Here is a 16,067-nt window from a genome sequence, read left to right on the forward strand (position 1 = left end):
TCTATGACGGTGGATAAGCCAAAAACCGAGCTTTGCGACATTTCGTTTGCCGAAAAGGTACGTTTTTATTCCAATGATTATCTGAAGTGTTTCATGTATCTTTCCCAGTATGAGCTGCCGGATAATATATTCACCAAAAGCTTTTTTTCCAAGCTGATCACCACTTCTCATCTGCTTGAGGACTTTCTTGATTTTCACGGGGCCAAAAACAACTCCAAATGGTACTTTTACCGGGAATTGTCCGCTGCCATCCGGCATTTAAGTCTGGGCGGGTATTCCCAGAGGCATATCGGCAATCGCCTGGCTTTCTATGACATTGACAGCAAAGAGGATTTCCGTGTGCACGGGGATTTTGTTCTTGAATTTATGACAAATTCACTGATGCAGCTGGCGCCGCTCGTTATCGAAGAGGCGGAAAGCTTAAGCATCAGCATGCCGGATACCCCTTATTCCGCAGAGGATTTTCCCGGGGTCACAACCAGTGAAGTACTGGATTATGATTTTGATGATGAGGAAAAGGATCTTCAGCGCAAGCACCTGGTATGGGTCGCAAATGAATTCCTCTCCATTGCCGATGATTTTGATGCCTATGAGTTCTATGACGTCTATGACCAGGAGGCGCTGAAAGATTTGGTGCCCAGCCGCGTGAATGAGGTGGAGATCAGGCGGTTTGAAATGCTGGTCCATAATCTTCAGTCCTCATTTGACACCTATGTGATCCACGGCGGCTATCGCTACGGCAACCGGCAGCTGAAACAGCTTCGGGCGTATTTTTCCGTGATATTCCACCTCTTGCAGATTATGGGACGTCTGCTTCATTTTTACGAACGTCATCTCATCGAGGTGGGATATAAGCAGGCCTACAAAACCGCCCGCGAAAAACTAAGCGAATTGGTGGATCCGGATATCCTGCTGGACTGTACCATCAATTACGGGCTTCACTATGTAAACCACTATTTTTCCGCCGGCCGGGCGGTAGCCCTGGAAATATTGAGCGAAAATGTCGAACGGACCGCCATCACGGCCAATATTCCCAAGGACTTAGGCTTTCATGCCCGTCCGAGCCTTCTGGTGGCCAAAATCGTTCAAAATTACGGCGGCCAGGTGGATATGATCGTAAGCGGTGACCGCTTTGATGCGAGCAGCGTTCTGGATATCCAGTGGGCAGGCGGGAAAATTCAGAAAGAAAACATCCAGCAGGTGACCTTTGAAGGCGATGCCCGGGCGCTAAAGGATATTGAGGTGCTTGCCAGCGTAAATTACGGGGAAGATCGCATGGGCAAGGGGATCCCGTTGCCCAAAAGCCTGCAGTATCTCAGATAAGCGTTTAAAACGATGAGGGGCGAGGCCATTGGAATAATCGTTGCCGGCGGCCAGGGCGTCCGCATGGATGCCGGCATGCCAAAGCAGTACCTGATATTAAACGGCCTGCCCATCCTCAGCCGAACGATTCTCGCCCTTGCCGCTGTCCATGAAATTCAAGCCATTTATCTGGTGGCACCAAAATCCGATTTTGCCTATTGCCAGCGGGCGGTAATAGCCCCAATTGCGCCCAGTCAGAACATCATGCTGGTTCCCGGCGGTAAAAGCCGCCAGGAATCGGTTTATAACGGGCTTTTTGCCGTATCCGGCGAGGAAGGCATTGCGGTGATCCATGACGGGGTCCGACCCTTTGCCGAGCCCGCCTGTATCCAAGCGTGTATTCAGGCGGCTGGTGCGCACGGGGCCTGCATCGTCGGAGTACCGGCAAGTGATACCATAAAGCAGGTGACAGAGGCCGGCTTTGTGGCAAATACGCTGGACCGGGAGGCCCTGTGGATGGCCCAAACGCCCCAGGCATTTGACTTGAAATATATCCGCAAGGCCCACGAACATGCGCGAGAAACCGGATTTTCGGCAACCGATGACGCCTCGGTTATCGAACATTACGGCGGTGCTGTTCGGATGATCCGGGGAAGTCCCTTTAATATCAAGATCACCACGCCGGCTGATTTAAAGCTTGCGCAGCTCATGCTTGATAACGATTTTTTTAATACTTAACAAACTCTACTGCCAACAAGGAGGGACCAATGCAGGATTTCATGAACGTCATCAAGGAAAGGCGAACCATTCGCAACTATGAGGACCGGGCTGTTGAGGAGGAAAAACTTAAAGCCGTTCTGGAAGCCGTCCAGTGGAGCCCGTCCTGGGCCAATACCCAGTGCTGGGAGGTCGTGGTCGTAAAGGACCCGGCGGTAAAGGAAAAGCTCAAAGAAGACGCCGTACCCGGGGCCAATCCGGCCTCTAAATCGCTTACCCGGGCGCCGGTGGTGCTGGCCCTTTGCGCGAAGCTGGGAACATCCGGTTTTTATAAGGAGCAGACAACCACCAAGTTTGGGGACTGGTTTATGTTTGATCTGGGCATTGCCACCCAGAATATCTGCCTGGCGGCGCATGCCATGGGGCTTGGTACGGTCATCATGGGCCTGTTTGACCATGACAAGGCCAAGGCGGCGTTAAATGTGCCGGACGGGTATGAACTGGTTTCCCTGATCCCTATGGGCTATCCCGCCAAGGTGCCGTCTGCGCCCAAGCGCAGGGAAATCTCCGAATTTACTCATACGGATACCTTTTAACCAAAGAGCTCATGACAACTTCTTCTGTTGAAAACAAAACCAAATCCGAGCTGCTTCGCGAAATCGCCGATCTCCGGCGGCAGGTCGCGGAGCTTCGGAGTCTCGCCCGGGACCGGGAATCCGCTGAAGCCGCCTTAAAAGAAAGCGAGGAGCGGTACCGGAGCGTTTTTGAGAATACCGGCACAGCCACCATTATCATTGAAGACGATATGACCATCTCCATGGTCAACGTCAAATTCGAAAACCTGACCGGCTATTCCAAGGCCGAAATCGAGGGCCGGATGAAATGGACCGAATTTGTGGTGGCCGAAGATCTGGAGCGAATGAAAACCTACCACCTCAAGCGGCGGCAGGACAACCGCGCGGCGCCCACAGAGTATGAGTGCCGGGTGTTCAATCGGTTCGGCGAAGTAAAGGATATGTACCTCCGGATTGATATGATAGCCGGCTCTCAATCGAGCGTGGCGTCTTTTATGGATATCACCGCCTTTAAACAGACCGAGGCCGCCCTGATGGAAAGCGAGCGAAAGCTCTCCAAGCTGATGGGGAACCTCCCGGGCATGGCCTATAGATGCCGAAACGACAGGCGCCGGACCATGAAGTTTGTGAGCGCCGGATGCAAGTGGCTGACCGGATACCCGGCCTATGAGCTGATTGACAACGCGAACCGCACATTTGTCGATTTGATGCACCCCGAAGACCGGGCGCATGTGGATGCCCAGCTCCGTGAGATTCAGGCGGCCGGCCGGCCGTTTCAGATGGAATATCGGATTGTCACCGCCTCCGGTGCGGTCAAATGGGTCTGGGAGGAGGGTGTGGGCATTGTCTCCGAAGATGGTGAGCTTCGGGAGGTGGAGGGGTTTATCTCGGATATCACCGAGCACAAAAAGGAGGAGCAGCAGCTTAGAAAAGAGAACATAAAGTTAAAGTCGTTTATTAAGGAACGCTATAAATTTGGCGATATTATTGGAAAAAATGCATCCATGCAGGACGTGTATGAACGGATTTCCAAGGCCGCGGCCACCCCTGCCAACGTGATCATCTACGGCGAATCCGGCACCGGCAAGGATCTGGTGGCCCGGGAAATCCATCGGATGAGTGATCATCATGATAAGCCCTTTGTGCCGGTTAACTGCAGTGCCATTCCGGAAAACCTGTTTGAAAGCGAGTTTTTCGGCTACAAAAAAGGGGCATTTACCGGCGCGGTTAAAGACAAGCCGGGCTATTTTGATCTGGCCAACGGGGGCACCCTTTTTCTGGATGAACTGGGCGAGATCGGCCTGGCTGCCCAGGTGAAGCTTTTGCGGGTGATTGAAGGCGGCGGCTATACGCCGGTCGGAGGAAGCGAGCTCCGGCATGCAAATGTGCGGATTGTGGCCGCCACCAACCGGGATTTAAAAAAAGCGGTAAAGAGCGGGCGGATGCGGGAGGATTTCTTTTACCGGATTCATATTATCCCGATAACCCTGCCGCCGCTTCGCGAGCGAAAGGATGACCTGCCCCTGCTAATCGAGCATTTTCTGGGTATCTACAAAGACAAAGGCAATGCGCCGGAAATTAACGGCAAACTCCTGGGTCGGCTCTATAACTATGACTGGCCCGGAAACGTCCGGGAGCTTCAGAATGTGCTCCAGCGCTTCATTACCTTAAAGACCCTGGATTTTATGACATCTGCGGTGGCTGAATCCGACCCCGCCGTTCCGGCGGATACGGAGTATGATGCGGTGGCGCCTGGATTCTTAAACGAGGCAGTGGCGCAGTTTGAAAAAGATCGGATTTTAGAGCAGCTAGAAGCCAACCGCTGGCACAAGCGCAGAACTGCTGAACACCTCGGTATCAACCGAAAGACCCTGTTTCGAAAAATGAAACAACATGGTATTTCTTAGCCACGTTTTGTCCCTTTTATGCCCCGTTAATAATTTTAATTTTATATCAATTATTTAATCGTTTTTACTTAAAAAACAGGGGCGATTATGCCCCGATGTTAAGGGGTTGCCTGCCTGTCCGCTGCGAATATATGCTATCCGCTTAATGCCCGTACCGTCGAATTTCACTTTTAGTCACTTCTTAATATACTGATTTAACGTCTATTTTTTTTCTATCCGATCGCTATCCGCATAAAATCCCTTTTTATGGTATATGATTTGCATAATTTATGACCTTCTTTGATACAGGCCGCGGCAAAATATAACCGAGAGCGGCTTGCACATATGAAAGATGTGCTTAAAGTAAGCATTCCCCGGCCCGACATAGGGTCTGGAACTATAAAGGAGGGAATAATTATGTTTTTTAATAAGATGTCATTGCTCAACATAAGCCGCACACCCAAGAAACCGGACATGCTGCCGGTTGATTTCGGGGCGATGTATTATCTGTATCCATCGGAGAATCAATACTCCGGATTTGAAGTCAGCAGCTATGTTGAAAAATTGGTGGATCGGGTAAGAACCTATTTTAAGAAAGACAATGAGGTCACCTTTTATAAAAACGACTACTTTTGCTGATGCGGGGTTATTTAAACTGACGGGTCATAACCTCCATTCACCTCAACAAGCGCCCGATTGGCTGGATTTAGCCAGCCATTTCGGGCGCTTGTTTTTTTCTATCCCATTTTCATCTTAAAATTGTAGATTATATCGTGAGGCTTGCGCTTTATCGCAAGCCGAGCTTGTTTTTTAGCCCGGTTACCCTTTCAGGTAATCGGGCCGCTTCAATGGAGCCGCATCTGTCGATGCGGTTGTAACCCGTGGACGGTGGTACGGCAATCAAGGTTCCGCTGCTTCAATGGAGCCGCATCTTTCGATGCGGTTGTAACAATTACATGCGCAAATATGTGATCCCGACCAACCCACTTCAATGGAGCCGCATCTTTCGATGCGGTTGTAACGGCATAATAACCGGGCAGCCGGCAAACCAGTGATGCTTCAATGGAGCCGCATCTTTCGATGCGGTTGTAACGGTTCTGGTGGCAGCCTGCGGTCAGGGGAAACAAAGCTTCAATGGAGCCGCATCTGTCGATGCGGTTGTAACCCCCTGCTACCTCAACTACCTGAAATATATTAATATTGCTATCCGCTTTCGCGAACCCTGCTATAAACGGCAAGCCCGACCAAATTGTCAAAGAGCAAAATCTATATAAATCCCCGCATGAAAATAATCGCGAACCTACCGGGGATTTGGCGCGCTCTTCCGGTTCGCGGAAAAAAATTATACGGCATCCGGCATGGGCTGAAACATGCCCAGGCCAAAATGACATCGGGCGCCGAGTGCGAATGGCCCCGCTACGGGGGTGTCAAAATTCAGAATGCATCCATGCCCGCGAAATGGCCTCTCCCCCTTTTTCCCCCGCATAAACTGCATCCACCGGACGGGGTGCGAACCGGTCAGTGTCCATTGAATCCAGTTAACATTCACCGGTTGGGGTAAATTGTGGAACTCGCATTCGCGCATAATTTCATTTGTCAGCCACTGCTCATAACTACCCCGGCCTTTACGGTAATGGCGGGCAGTAACAAAGGGGGTTGCGCTCACCCAGGTTTTAGCCCGGGTAAAGTCTGCAGATTCTGATATTTCAGTGAGAATCAGTTCCACATCCGGTTTGCCACCGGACTGCCAGACTGACCGAAGCCTGTCCAGCGCTAACAGTTCACTTTCCTCAAATGGATTTTTTACCTTGATCAATAAATGGTCGATGCGGTTATCATTATCTTCATCCAAGGGCAGAAAAAACGCGTGGCCGTGGTCCTGAAGCGGTGCAGCAGAGTCGTCTTTACCGCTAAACCGCCTGGAGATCAAGCCGGGATCGCCACCTTGGACGTTTCGATGAATACCCATTACATGCTTTCGGATCCTTTCGGCAAAGCTGATCGTTTCCTTTACATGGGGCAGTACGGGTGAGGACAGCGCGTACCTGGCACAACGGGCAACCGGCTGGTAACCGCTTCTCCTTTGTTTGGGCTTAAAATGGTTCAAAAGGCCCGGCTTCATTTCATAGGTGGACCACTGTATTGCCGGCGGCTGATTCCAGCCCTTGCTGAGCAGATCGCGGGTGTTTGTGCAGACGGCATCCAGCCAGGAACATGTGTCCGGGAGGGGCAGATCCTTGAAAGCCGTTTCAGGCATCAAGCAGGCCACCTGTGACTGGTCCGTCACCCCGGCCGCCGCACCATTCTCTACTGGCCGGCAATTCCAATCAATATCATCCGGGAGTTCGACCAGTTTCGATTTGACCCATGACTCGGAGCGGCCAAGGAAATTTAGCTCTGAAAGAAGATCATCCAGATCCTCGGCAGCCGATCCATCAGGATCATTTTTCAGGCCCAGCAAGATACGGTCGGTTTTTTTTACGGCCACAAAGGCATCAAAAATTAACTGCTTGGCGGCTGGATCCTTTTTGTTGCTGCTCTGGAATGTTCGTATGTGGGCCGTTGCCGCTTCAGGGAGGCGATAGCATGGCGTACCGCTCAAAATGTGTAAAATCGGTTGAAACCGGCCTATGCTCCAATCCGGGCGTCTTCGTTTCCAGACATCAATCAGCGCCCGTATCAGGCGATAGGGTGACGGCGGCCATTCCACTTCCCCCTCGTTGACGTTTCGGCCCCAGGGGTTGGCATGATACCGGCCCGCCGGAAAACTCAGTTCAATGCCCAGCATGATTATTCGCCTTCTTTTTTGTCTAATTTGGCAACCGTTGCTGTATCGATGTGCGTAACCGGTGGATTTGCAAACATCGAACTGCAGGCATTGATTTTATCCTGCACAAAGCGGAGCAATTTTTCAGTTGCCGGAATGGTTGCCCCGGATGGCTCAGAAATTTTGACACCGCCGTTTTTCAACCGCAGATCACAGGCTGTTCTTAGCCTCAGACCGTCATGAAAGAATTTCTGGATCTTGTACAGCCCAAGCGCAATCAACAGGTCCGTTGCCTCATCTCCCAGTTCATAGCTTTTGATCAGCCCGAGATCCAGGTTGAAGTGGGCGATTATTTGGCCTGCGGTGAATTCAACCCGCTGATACGGGACGTTGCCGTAGACGTCCTTGTCATGTTTTTGGGCGCGGATTTTGCCGGTCGGATCAATCGGGTTGTTTTTAACCCCTCCTGATACAACCTCTCCGACATCTGATGCCTCGACAAACCCGCTTAGCGCCCGGGGAATTTTTACCCGCCCATCTTCCAGGTTTGCCAGAAACAGGCCGTGCAAGAGGGCGTTGACATCATATTTAAATACTGTTTTTGCGATCTTTCGCCAGTCCAGCGGCTTGCCTTTATAATAATCCGCCTCTGACTGGAATGCCTCTTTAAACTTTTCATCCGTGATAATGTATGGAGAATTTAGGCGATGGGCTTCAATAAGGGTGTTTGTCTCGGCATCCGATGCCCCGGAGAGCTGTGCTTTGACATAGGACAACCCTTGCAGTTCCGGGATGAGGTCGTTATCCGGCCCCAGAATAACCGCTTCCAGTCGGTTGGCCATGGACTGGGCGGATTCGACGAGCAGCTTACGGGTGCCATCGGCCAACTGGTATGTGGCCGGCCCGATATCCGGAAATCCCGTTGGCTGGAAACGATCTCCCTGAATCGGCGCCAGTTCGGCTTCCAATAAGAGCCTTTGGTTTGTTTTCATTTGATCAAGCATGCGCAGCTCCTGTTGTTTGATGTGTTTGAGATTCTCGTTTAAGAACAAGGGAAGCCAGCCGGTCCTGGTTTTTTATTGGCACCAGAAGACTTGCCAACAGACGAACAGAATCATGGTTGTCGCTATAGCTCACGTCATAAGGTTTCAATTCAGAGACCCGAAGCCTTCGGACGGCAGCTTCATAAGCTTCGTTGATTTTATTGGCGAGCAGGAGGCGGGAGATCCGCGTTTCATACTTTAACTTTTTGCCATAAACTTCATGGGGTGTATGCAATAATTTGAGAAGACACCAGGGCCTTGAAATGATGGATTGCGTTGCCGGCTGGTGCCAGGCAAAACGGATTGCCTTTAATCCGTCCTTACGCCAGTTTATTGTGGCCAGTCCCCATATCAAATCCTCAATTTTGGGGTCATCACAAAACCCATTTAAAAAGGGCATGGCATCTTCTGCATGAATCTCCAGGGCGGCTGTCAGCGGAATTTTTTCAAGGGATTTGCGTTCGGCATCCATGATCCGGTAGGCCATTAAACCGGCGAGGCGCTCGGCCACATCTTTGCCCACCCAGTGCTGCTGGTCCTTGTTTTCATCCCACCGCCAGGGCGTGTTCGGAGACACACCGGAAAGATTGCTGGTTAAAGGACCGATTCTGCCAGTCGCCTGAATGGAGGCGATTGAAGCAGCAATGCGAATCTCGGGGCTGCCGTCATCGCAATGTTTGAGCCATCGGGGAGACAAGCCCAACATCGGGCTTGTTAATTTGGGCGTTTTTTTTAGATCCCGCAGGCTGGTCAAGCGGTTCATATGCCCTACGGCGCGGACAAGCGAGATGAACTGATAGGGTTCCGGCTTCAACGTGCAGGCGAACATTGCCTCATCTATGCGGCGGCGGGCGGAGACTAGTGTCGCCGGCACATTTTTAAAGCCCTTAAAAAACCGGTCCAGTTGCGCGGTTATCGGGTCCAGCTCTGAAAAAAGTTCCATGCCGGGACGATATTTGACGGGGATTTTTCCGGCAGGCAAGGCAACGTGCGTATCCCCCCGGCGCTTTAAATAATTGTAGCGCTCAAAGGCAGCGATCCCCCGGTCCACTCCCAGGCTACCAATAGCCCGGGAAAATTCAAGGCCGCTGGCAGCCTGTTTTCGGCCAAGAGTTGACCGGCCCTCTGCAAATAAGTGGCTCAGTTCCTGATACCCGGTCGGTTGACGCCACAGGGGGAGCCAGGTCTCGGTACCGCCGGTTTCTGTGTATTCGCTGGAGGTAAACCCAACGGGAGAGAATCGGACGGAAAAGGGGCTGGTCAGGGCGCTTCGACCGACGGATTGCCTTCGGACAACAGCGCTTGCCATCATCAAGGCCCCTTCCAGCGCAAGGACATAATCCCACGGATTGGCTTTGAAATCCTTGGTCTCAACCTCCATGCCCTGGTTGTATCCCCCGGCGTGACCGGGGTCGAACTGCCCGATCTTGATTTTCGGGCTGCCGGTTACCGGTGTTCCGAATAATGCCCCGGCCAGGAACTCCCGGGTTTTTTCAGCTTTGGAGCTGATCAGCAGAAAGGCTATTTGCTTCATGAAGTTGTTGCCGAACTCTTGACGGGCATCATTGCCGCCTGTACCCAGAATTTGATGATAGGAAAGCCGGCGGTCATCGTGTATGGCGCATACAGCATCCAGCCATTTCACACACGCCTCGGGAAGACGGGAGCGGCACAGGGGAAGGATAATATCCTTGTTTTTTTGACGGATATGTTCACTATATTTGGTGACCCCCTTGCGGATGCTCGCCAACCAGTTTTTTAATGCCTGATTTTTCCTGGCTTCAAGCTGGTCAATGTCTTCAGACAAAATAACGTTGACCTCGGCCAAGTCCTGGGGGAATTCTATTGATTTTAGAAGGTTTCCTATTTCTGTCTGCTTTTTTTCGGAACCGGTTTCCGCCGATATCTGTTTAAGTCCTGAAATTACCGCGCCGGGGGTTTTTAACTCTTTCGCCCATTCAGGCCAGTTTATGATTGACTCTATGGCTTTGCGGTAAATTGCAAATCGGGAGTGTTTATTTTGGCGGATTGCCTGTATCCCCTCTTTCGAGTCATTGGGATAAAAACCGCTGCCCCCATTCCATGGGGTGATGATCGGGGTCGGCGCATATTCGCTGCAAAAGAAATCAAGCAGATCATCGGAGGTCATGGCAGTTTCGGCAACAAAGGTGTCTGCCTCCCATCGCCCCTTAATGCCCGCGTCTTTTTGTTCTGCGATCAGCCTGAGGACAGCGAGGGATTTCAGGTACCCGGCCAGTGGCCTTGATTTACATCCATTCAAAACAATATTATGCATCGCTCGTGAGCCTTTCGCTGCTTGCGCGCCAGTCGGCCACGCGGAGAATCGCTTCAAGAAAAGCAAGTCGAAAAGGGCCTATTTCCGCGTCATCTCTTAAAGCAATGCTCCTTGAAAGCCAACTCGGCCCCTTTTGTCCATCTCCGAGAGACATGTATGATAGATCCAGCAATGTTTCCGGAAGTTTTACCCCGCCGCCGAGATCGGCCTCAGGCAATACATCGCCTTCCCAGATCCCCCGGGCGAATCTGGTTTCCGGGTTTGGCGGATATTGTTCATGGGGGAGCGATCGTATGGAAAGCCTTACTTTTCCGTGATGCGCAACCGCCAAGTAGGCAGCAAGATCCGGCAATCCGTTTTCCAGCATGGCGATACCAGAGGCCAGCTCGTGCCGGAAACCTTTTCGTTCATAGGATATATTCCGATTCGCTGTCTTGCCCCAGATCTCAGAATCCGAAGCAGCGCCGTCTTCACTACGCAAAGCCTGCTGAAATACGGGATGGGCTTTGCCCGCATCGTGCCATCTCGCGGCCAGCTTCAGTGGCTCCCTCATAGCCTCATTTGAGATTTCAAGTTTTTTAAGTAAATGATTGACGGTTTGAACCACGTCTTCCGTGTGATCAGAGAGCGTTAGCCAGGCGGTTGCCGTATAGGGGTCATCATCGTTTCCTTCCGCCGGATCTGTTGGTGAGGTAACAAGATCCGGAATATCCGCCTTGTTGCCTGTCCAACCCATTTCTTTGCTATAGCCGCCGCGCGCTGAATCAAGCAGCAGAATCAGGCCGGGATAAATCTCGTCTGCTGCATATATGCGGATCCATTGCCTGTCCAGGTGATCCCAACGCCATTTGGGATAATCGCCTATCTGGCGTATCCCGTGCAGCGGCACCTTGCACAATTCATCCCGATGGGGGGCCGCTTCATCTCGTGTGGGAGCGCCCTCGGGAAGTTCCCGCCAGAAGACCTGCACGTCCATGTCGTCGGTTGATCGGATGAATCTGGAAATATCAATGTCTGCGCCGGCAAGGTCCGGTGTTGTATCAAACAACTCAATTAAATCTTTCCGTCGAATCACGTGCTGATAAACTGGCGCTGTCTCAGGGGGCGGAATGTTGGCCGGCTGAACGTCCGGGGCGATTTTTTCGAGCAACTGTCTGCTTTCTTCAAGTTCATCAGGCTCATACGGACTGGCAGCCCCTTTTTTGGTAAGATCCATATCTACCCAGACAACCGAGGCGTTTATCTCATTGCCATCCCGGTTGCAGCGGCCGAATCTTTGCACCATTGAGGACCAGGGGGCCAGTTCGGTCAGGATCATGGCTGATGAAACATCCACACCGGCTTCAATCACCTGGGTGGCGACACAGATGATGCCATCCTCCCCCGGCGTAGCCATCATTCTCGAAAGGGCGTCTGTGCGATCCTGGGGCCGGAATCTGGAGTGGATCAGCACGGTTTCAGCGGCGGGTTTTTTAGATTTTATTTCCCTGTACAAGGCCTGCGCCCGTTGAACCGTATTGACCACCGCCAGTGTGCGCGAGCCAGCCTTATGATGCTCAATGATATAGGCAGCGAATTTTTTGGCCTCCTTTGCTTCAAAAGGGGCCTTTGTCAATGGCTTGCTGGCGTAAATCCGCTTTTGGAATGTATCTGAAGCCTTGTCTGGATCAGCCATTTCCAGGACGTTCAGATTTTGCACTGAATCAGCAAAATCAACTGTTTTAAGCCAGTCAGAGCGCAAGGTGGCGCTCATCCAGATGGAGCGGGTCGGCAGGAGCGTGTTAATCGAATCGCGGAACGCCTGAAGCTGAGAAGTAGTGGCCAGGCCTTCGCCCATCAACTGAATTTCGTCCATTACCCACAGGCAGTCGTTGTTTAACAGACCGAATTGGACCGGCCAGCGGAATCGACTCATGGTGTAGCCGCGGTTGAGCGCCCGTGACAGTAACTGATCCTGCGTCCCAATAATTATTTGCTCACTCTCCGGATACATATCCCACGCCCGATCAATATCACCGCCCATAAGGACATGAACACCCGGCCGATCTTTACCTGGAAAGCATCCGGCAGCGGCCAGGTTTTCTATCCATGTGGAGGCATTATGGCTGGTCTGTTCCACGAGAACGCGCATCGGGAGGCAGTAAACAAGACGCCGGGGCGTTTTTATGTCGCCCTTGACCCGTTTATACAACCAAGCCAGTATGGTAGCTGCTGTTTTCCCCATGCCTGTGGGTATGGATATAATCTCGGGCCAAGCTTCATTGGCCAGGCGTTCCTGGTACGGGTACGGTGAAAAAGGGGAGTTTGTCGCTGTTTTAAAGAATTCGGCGTATTCCATAGGTATCTCAGCTGTTGCCATTGATTAGACAAAGGTTTGCTGTCTCGCCAGAATATACAAATCGGGAGTTGGGATTCACAGGATGATGGTTGGGATATGATTGCTCGGGAAGAGTCATAAAATATCCGCTGAAAGGATTAAGAGTAAATGCCCGAATTCATTGCTACCTGATTTGCTATTAGAAGTCAAGGAGAGGGCAGGAAAAAGCACGGTGAATTTGTTCTGGCGAACAACCCCATAGCCATGGGGTTGTTCGCATGCAAGGTCGGCACGGTGGCCGACCCTACGATGGATTGGGTTTTTCCCCATTCGTAGGGCGGGCCACCGTGCCCGCCTGAAAAATAGATAGAACAAATTTACCGTGCAGGAAAAAGCGCGGTTTCGATAAGCATATGTGAGTCTCGTGAGTCAGGTTTAACCTTTGCTCGAAAAATGTCATGATGACAAATTTAGATCAGTGAATATCAAAGGCAACGAAAGGTGTCAGCCTGGATTGATTATTGACTTCAATTTAAAATTTTATCATATCATCCTTTTATGGCGAGTGGGGCAGCCACGGTAAATTTGTTTCATTTTTTTGGATGCATTCGGATGCAGTGGATTTTTCTCTCAATTGCAATAGTTTCAGAGGTGATAGGGACCTCGTTTTTAAAGGCCTCGGAGGGGCTGACCCGGCTTGCGCCTTCAGTTGTCGTGATAGTCAGTTATGCGGCCGCCTTGTATTTTCTTTCACTGACGCTTAAAACCATGCCCGTGGGGATCGCCTATGCGGTATGGGCCGGGGTCGGCATCGCGCTGATCGCGCTTATCGGATGGCTGGTTTTCGGTCAGAGTCTGGATGCCGCGGCAGTTCTCGGAATCTGTTTGATAATCGCCGGGATAGTGCTCCTAAACGTGTTTTCTTCAAGTGTTTCTGCGGGTTGAGATGCACCCGGACGAATCAGAAAAGCAGCGGATGTATATCTGAAATCTCCGCAATTGCCGGGCATTGTGTCATGATGGAGCCAAATATTCCGAGAGTGGGCGTGGGCGTGATTGTTCTTCGAAACGGACTTGTTCTGCTGGGCAAGCGCAAAGGCGCCCATGGAGCAGGGACCTGGGCTCTGCCGGGCGGGCACCTGGAGTATGGGGAAGCCGTGGAGCACTGCGCAAAGCGCGAGGTAAAAGAAGAAGCCGGGCTTGCCATATATCCCGTCGCAAGAGGGCCCTATACCAGTGACGTGTTTGCCGAAGAAGGCAAACATTATGTCACCCTCTTTGTCGTGGCCCGAAGCGGCCCTGGCGAGCCGCGCATTCTGGAGCCGGATCGCTGCGAAAAATGGCAATGGTTCAGATGGTCGGAGCTTCCCCGGCCGCTGTTTGCCCCGCTTGAATCGCTGATCCGCACAGGGTTTGTGCCCAAAGACCCGGATAGGGGTTATGAAATTGAAAAAGATTGACAATATTCTTGATGGCTTCGCAAAATGTCCAATATCTTTGTTGCGCTGCATCCCTCGGAATTTCACGTACGATTAAGTACGCTGCATTCCTCGGGATTTGCGCGCCGCGATCTTGAACATTTTGCTTTGCCATCTCAAAATTGACCCTTTACGAGATTGCGTTGAGCGATTTATGCGGTGTCCGCTGTCGTCCGGCGGGATTTTGAGTCAACTCAGTTAATCAATCATGCGTCTGATCAAACTGTTTATCATCGGGTTTTTCACCGTCTGCGTCCTTGCGGCTGTCGGCCTGGTCGGCACGCGGATCTGTCTGGCGGTCTGGTTTCCGGAACAAGAGGCAAGGCGCATGCCCAAACCCGCACTGAAACAATCCACTGCCAGCACCGTAGTCAACATCCCGCTCTTCATTTCTTCCGATGATCTGCGCCGGGCCTTGGCAGAGTATGTGCCCGAAAGCTACCAGGATACGGACGAGGATTTCACTGACCTGCTCATCGAAGACCGGATCACCTATGATCTGGAACGGGGCCCTATCGATATTTCCATCGTGGAAAACGGGTTTGACTTTTCCTTTCGGGTATCCGGCGTGGTCAGGGCCAGGGGAAAGATCAACCTTGCCGTGGCCGAAATTCCGGCCAGCTCCCATGCCGATGTGGCCGGACGGATATCGGGCCGGATCGCCTTCAAGATTAAGCCGGACTGGCAAGTTGAACCGGAATTAAACGCCCGGGTCGAGATGGAAGAAGCCCTGATTCCCGTGGAAAACTTCGGGAATATCAGCATCCGGTCCTTTCTTGAAAAAATGCTGACCCGGAAAATTCAAAAGTCGCGGCAAAAGCTGGTCAGTAAAGTTCTGGCCAGGGACCGGGTGCGAAAAGAGGTGACCCGGGCATGGGAGCAGATGCACCGGGTGGAACGGGTCAATGACTTTCCCCTGGTGTGGGTGCGGGTGATTCCGCAGGCTGTGGGGCTTATGCCGCCCACAGCCGCGGATGACGAAAGCCTGGAACTGGGGCTCAAGCTGGTCCTCAAAACCGAAGCCGGGGTTTCCGGCACGCTGCCGGCAGTACCCGTAACGCCCCTGCCGGAGGCAAAGATCCTTGAAAAAGTCTCCAACCGGTTTGAGATTCGGGTGCCCTTTATTATTGAAACCGGGGCAATCAACGCATATCTGGCCCAAGAAGCGGCCGGCCGCGTTCATGGCGTGACAAATGACTTCTCCGTCACGATAAACCGCGCCCAGGTGCTTTCCTTTGCCGACAACCGGCTGACAGCCATTCTGTTTGCCGATTTTCGGCATGAGCCGTTTGGCCTGGAGGCTTCAGCCAGGCTCTATCTGACAGGCCGGGCGGATTATGACGCGCCGGCTGCGACCATTCGGCTGACAGACGTAACCTATGACGCGGCCTTTTCCCGCTGGTGGGCGACCTTGGTTCACTGGACGGCCGCTCCGTATGTCCGGCACCAGCTTCGTACCCGGCTGACCTTCTCCCTGGACCGGCAAATTCAAAAAGCCGACCGGGCAATCAAGGATCTGATTGCCGAACTCACCGTGCCGCCCGGGATAAGGGCCGAGCTCTCTGTAAAGTCCCCGGGAATCAGCCGTTTGGGGGCAAACCATTACGGTGTTTACGGCGGCCTGCAATTAAATGGGTCATTGGATGCGGCCCTGGATTTTTCATCGGACGAAGAAAAGTAAAGGCA

The 16,067-nt window shown here is 52.2% G+C and carries 12 protein-coding genes and 1 CRISPR repeat array; of the genes, 8 read left to right on the forward strand and 4 right to left on the reverse strand.

Annotated features, from left to right (window positions below; translation table 11 throughout):
* The first annotated feature begins 9 nt into the window (after positions 1-9).
* The 5 genes from U5L07_01315 to U5L07_01335 all read left to right on the forward strand — a co-directional run bounded on the left by U5L07_01315 (position 10) and on the right by U5L07_01335 (position 5,119).
* On the forward strand, positions 10-1,323 hold the full coding sequence (locus tag U5L07_01315; GenBank protein MDZ7830369.1) for an HPr family phosphocarrier protein: 1,314 nt from the start codon (positions 10-12) through the stop codon (positions 1,321-1,323).
* Between the two features lie 12 nt (positions 1,324-1,335).
* Complete coding sequence (ispD, locus tag U5L07_01320; protein ID MDZ7830370.1) at positions 1,336-2,040, forward strand: 2-C-methyl-D-erythritol 4-phosphate cytidylyltransferase; 705 nt, start codon at positions 1,336-1,338, stop codon at positions 2,038-2,040.
* Positions 2,041-2,069: 29 nt separating this feature from the next.
* Positions 2,070-2,615 (forward strand): nitroreductase family protein, encoded by a 546-nt coding sequence (locus U5L07_01325; protein MDZ7830371.1) that lies wholly within the window; start codon positions 2,070-2,072, stop codon positions 2,613-2,615.
* Positions 2,616-2,626: 11 nt separating this feature from the next.
* Complete coding sequence (locus U5L07_01330; GenBank protein MDZ7830372.1) at positions 2,627-4,501, forward strand: sigma 54-interacting transcriptional regulator; 1,875 nt, start codon at positions 2,627-2,629, stop codon at positions 4,499-4,501.
* A 396-nt stretch (positions 4,502-4,897) separates the two neighbouring features.
* Entirely contained in the window at positions 4,898-5,119 is a 222-nt protein-coding gene (locus tag U5L07_01335; GenBank protein MDZ7830373.1) for a hypothetical protein, read from the forward strand.
* Positions 5,120-5,322: 203 nt separating this feature from the next.
* Positions 5,323-5,645: direct repeats of the CRISPR family, unit length 37 nt; unit sequence GCTTCAATGGAGCCGCATCTGTCGATGCGGTTGTAAC.
* Between the two features lie 177 nt (positions 5,646-5,822).
* Here U5L07_01335 and csb2 read toward each other — a convergent pair.
* Genes csb2 through cas3 form a run of 4 tightly spaced genes read right to left on the reverse strand, consistent with a single transcriptional unit; the run spans position 5,823 to position 12,924 of the window.
* Entirely contained in the window at positions 5,823-7,268 is a 1,446-nt protein-coding gene (gene csb2, locus U5L07_01340) for a type I-U CRISPR-associated protein Csb2 (protein ID MDZ7830374.1), read from the reverse strand.
* Between the two features lie 2 nt (positions 7,269-7,270).
* Positions 7,271-8,251, reverse strand: coding sequence for a type I-U CRISPR-associated RAMP protein Csb1/Cas7u (cas7u, locus tag U5L07_01345; GenBank protein ID MDZ7830375.1), 981 nt, complete (start codon positions 8,249-8,251; stop codon positions 7,271-7,273).
* Positions 8,244-10,586 (reverse strand): type I-U CRISPR-associated protein Csx17, encoded by a 2,343-nt coding sequence (gene csx17, locus U5L07_01350; protein MDZ7830376.1) that lies wholly within the window; start codon positions 10,584-10,586, stop codon positions 8,244-8,246. The genes cas7u and csx17 overlap by 8 nt, the downstream gene beginning before the upstream one ends.
* Positions 10,579-12,924, reverse strand: coding sequence for a CRISPR-associated helicase Cas3' (cas3, locus tag U5L07_01355; GenBank protein ID MDZ7830377.1), 2,346 nt, complete (start codon positions 12,922-12,924; stop codon positions 10,579-10,581). Before cas3 ends, csx17 begins: the two co-directional genes overlap by 8 nt.
* A gap of 591 nt (positions 12,925-13,515) precedes the next feature.
* Here cas3 and U5L07_01360 point away from each other — a divergent pair.
* From U5L07_01360 to U5L07_01370, 3 genes are all read left to right on the forward strand, one after another.
* Positions 13,516-13,848 (forward strand): multidrug efflux SMR transporter, encoded by a 333-nt coding sequence (locus tag U5L07_01360; protein ID MDZ7830378.1) that lies wholly within the window; start codon positions 13,516-13,518, stop codon positions 13,846-13,848.
* A gap of 71 nt (positions 13,849-13,919) precedes the next feature.
* Positions 13,920-14,363, forward strand: coding sequence for an NUDIX hydrolase (locus U5L07_01365; protein ID MDZ7830379.1), 444 nt, complete (start codon positions 13,920-13,922; stop codon positions 14,361-14,363).
* 226 nt (positions 14,364-14,589) lie between these two features.
* A complete protein-coding gene (locus U5L07_01370; protein MDZ7830380.1) occupies positions 14,590-16,062 on the forward strand; it encodes a DUF4403 family protein in 1,473 nt (490 codons plus the stop codon).
* The last annotated feature ends 5 nt before the right edge of the window (positions 16,063-16,067 follow it).

Source organism: Desulfobacterales bacterium (assembly GCA_034520365.1).
Lineage (GTDB): Bacteria > Desulfobacterota > Desulfobacteria > Desulfobacterales > Desulfosalsimonadaceae > M55B175.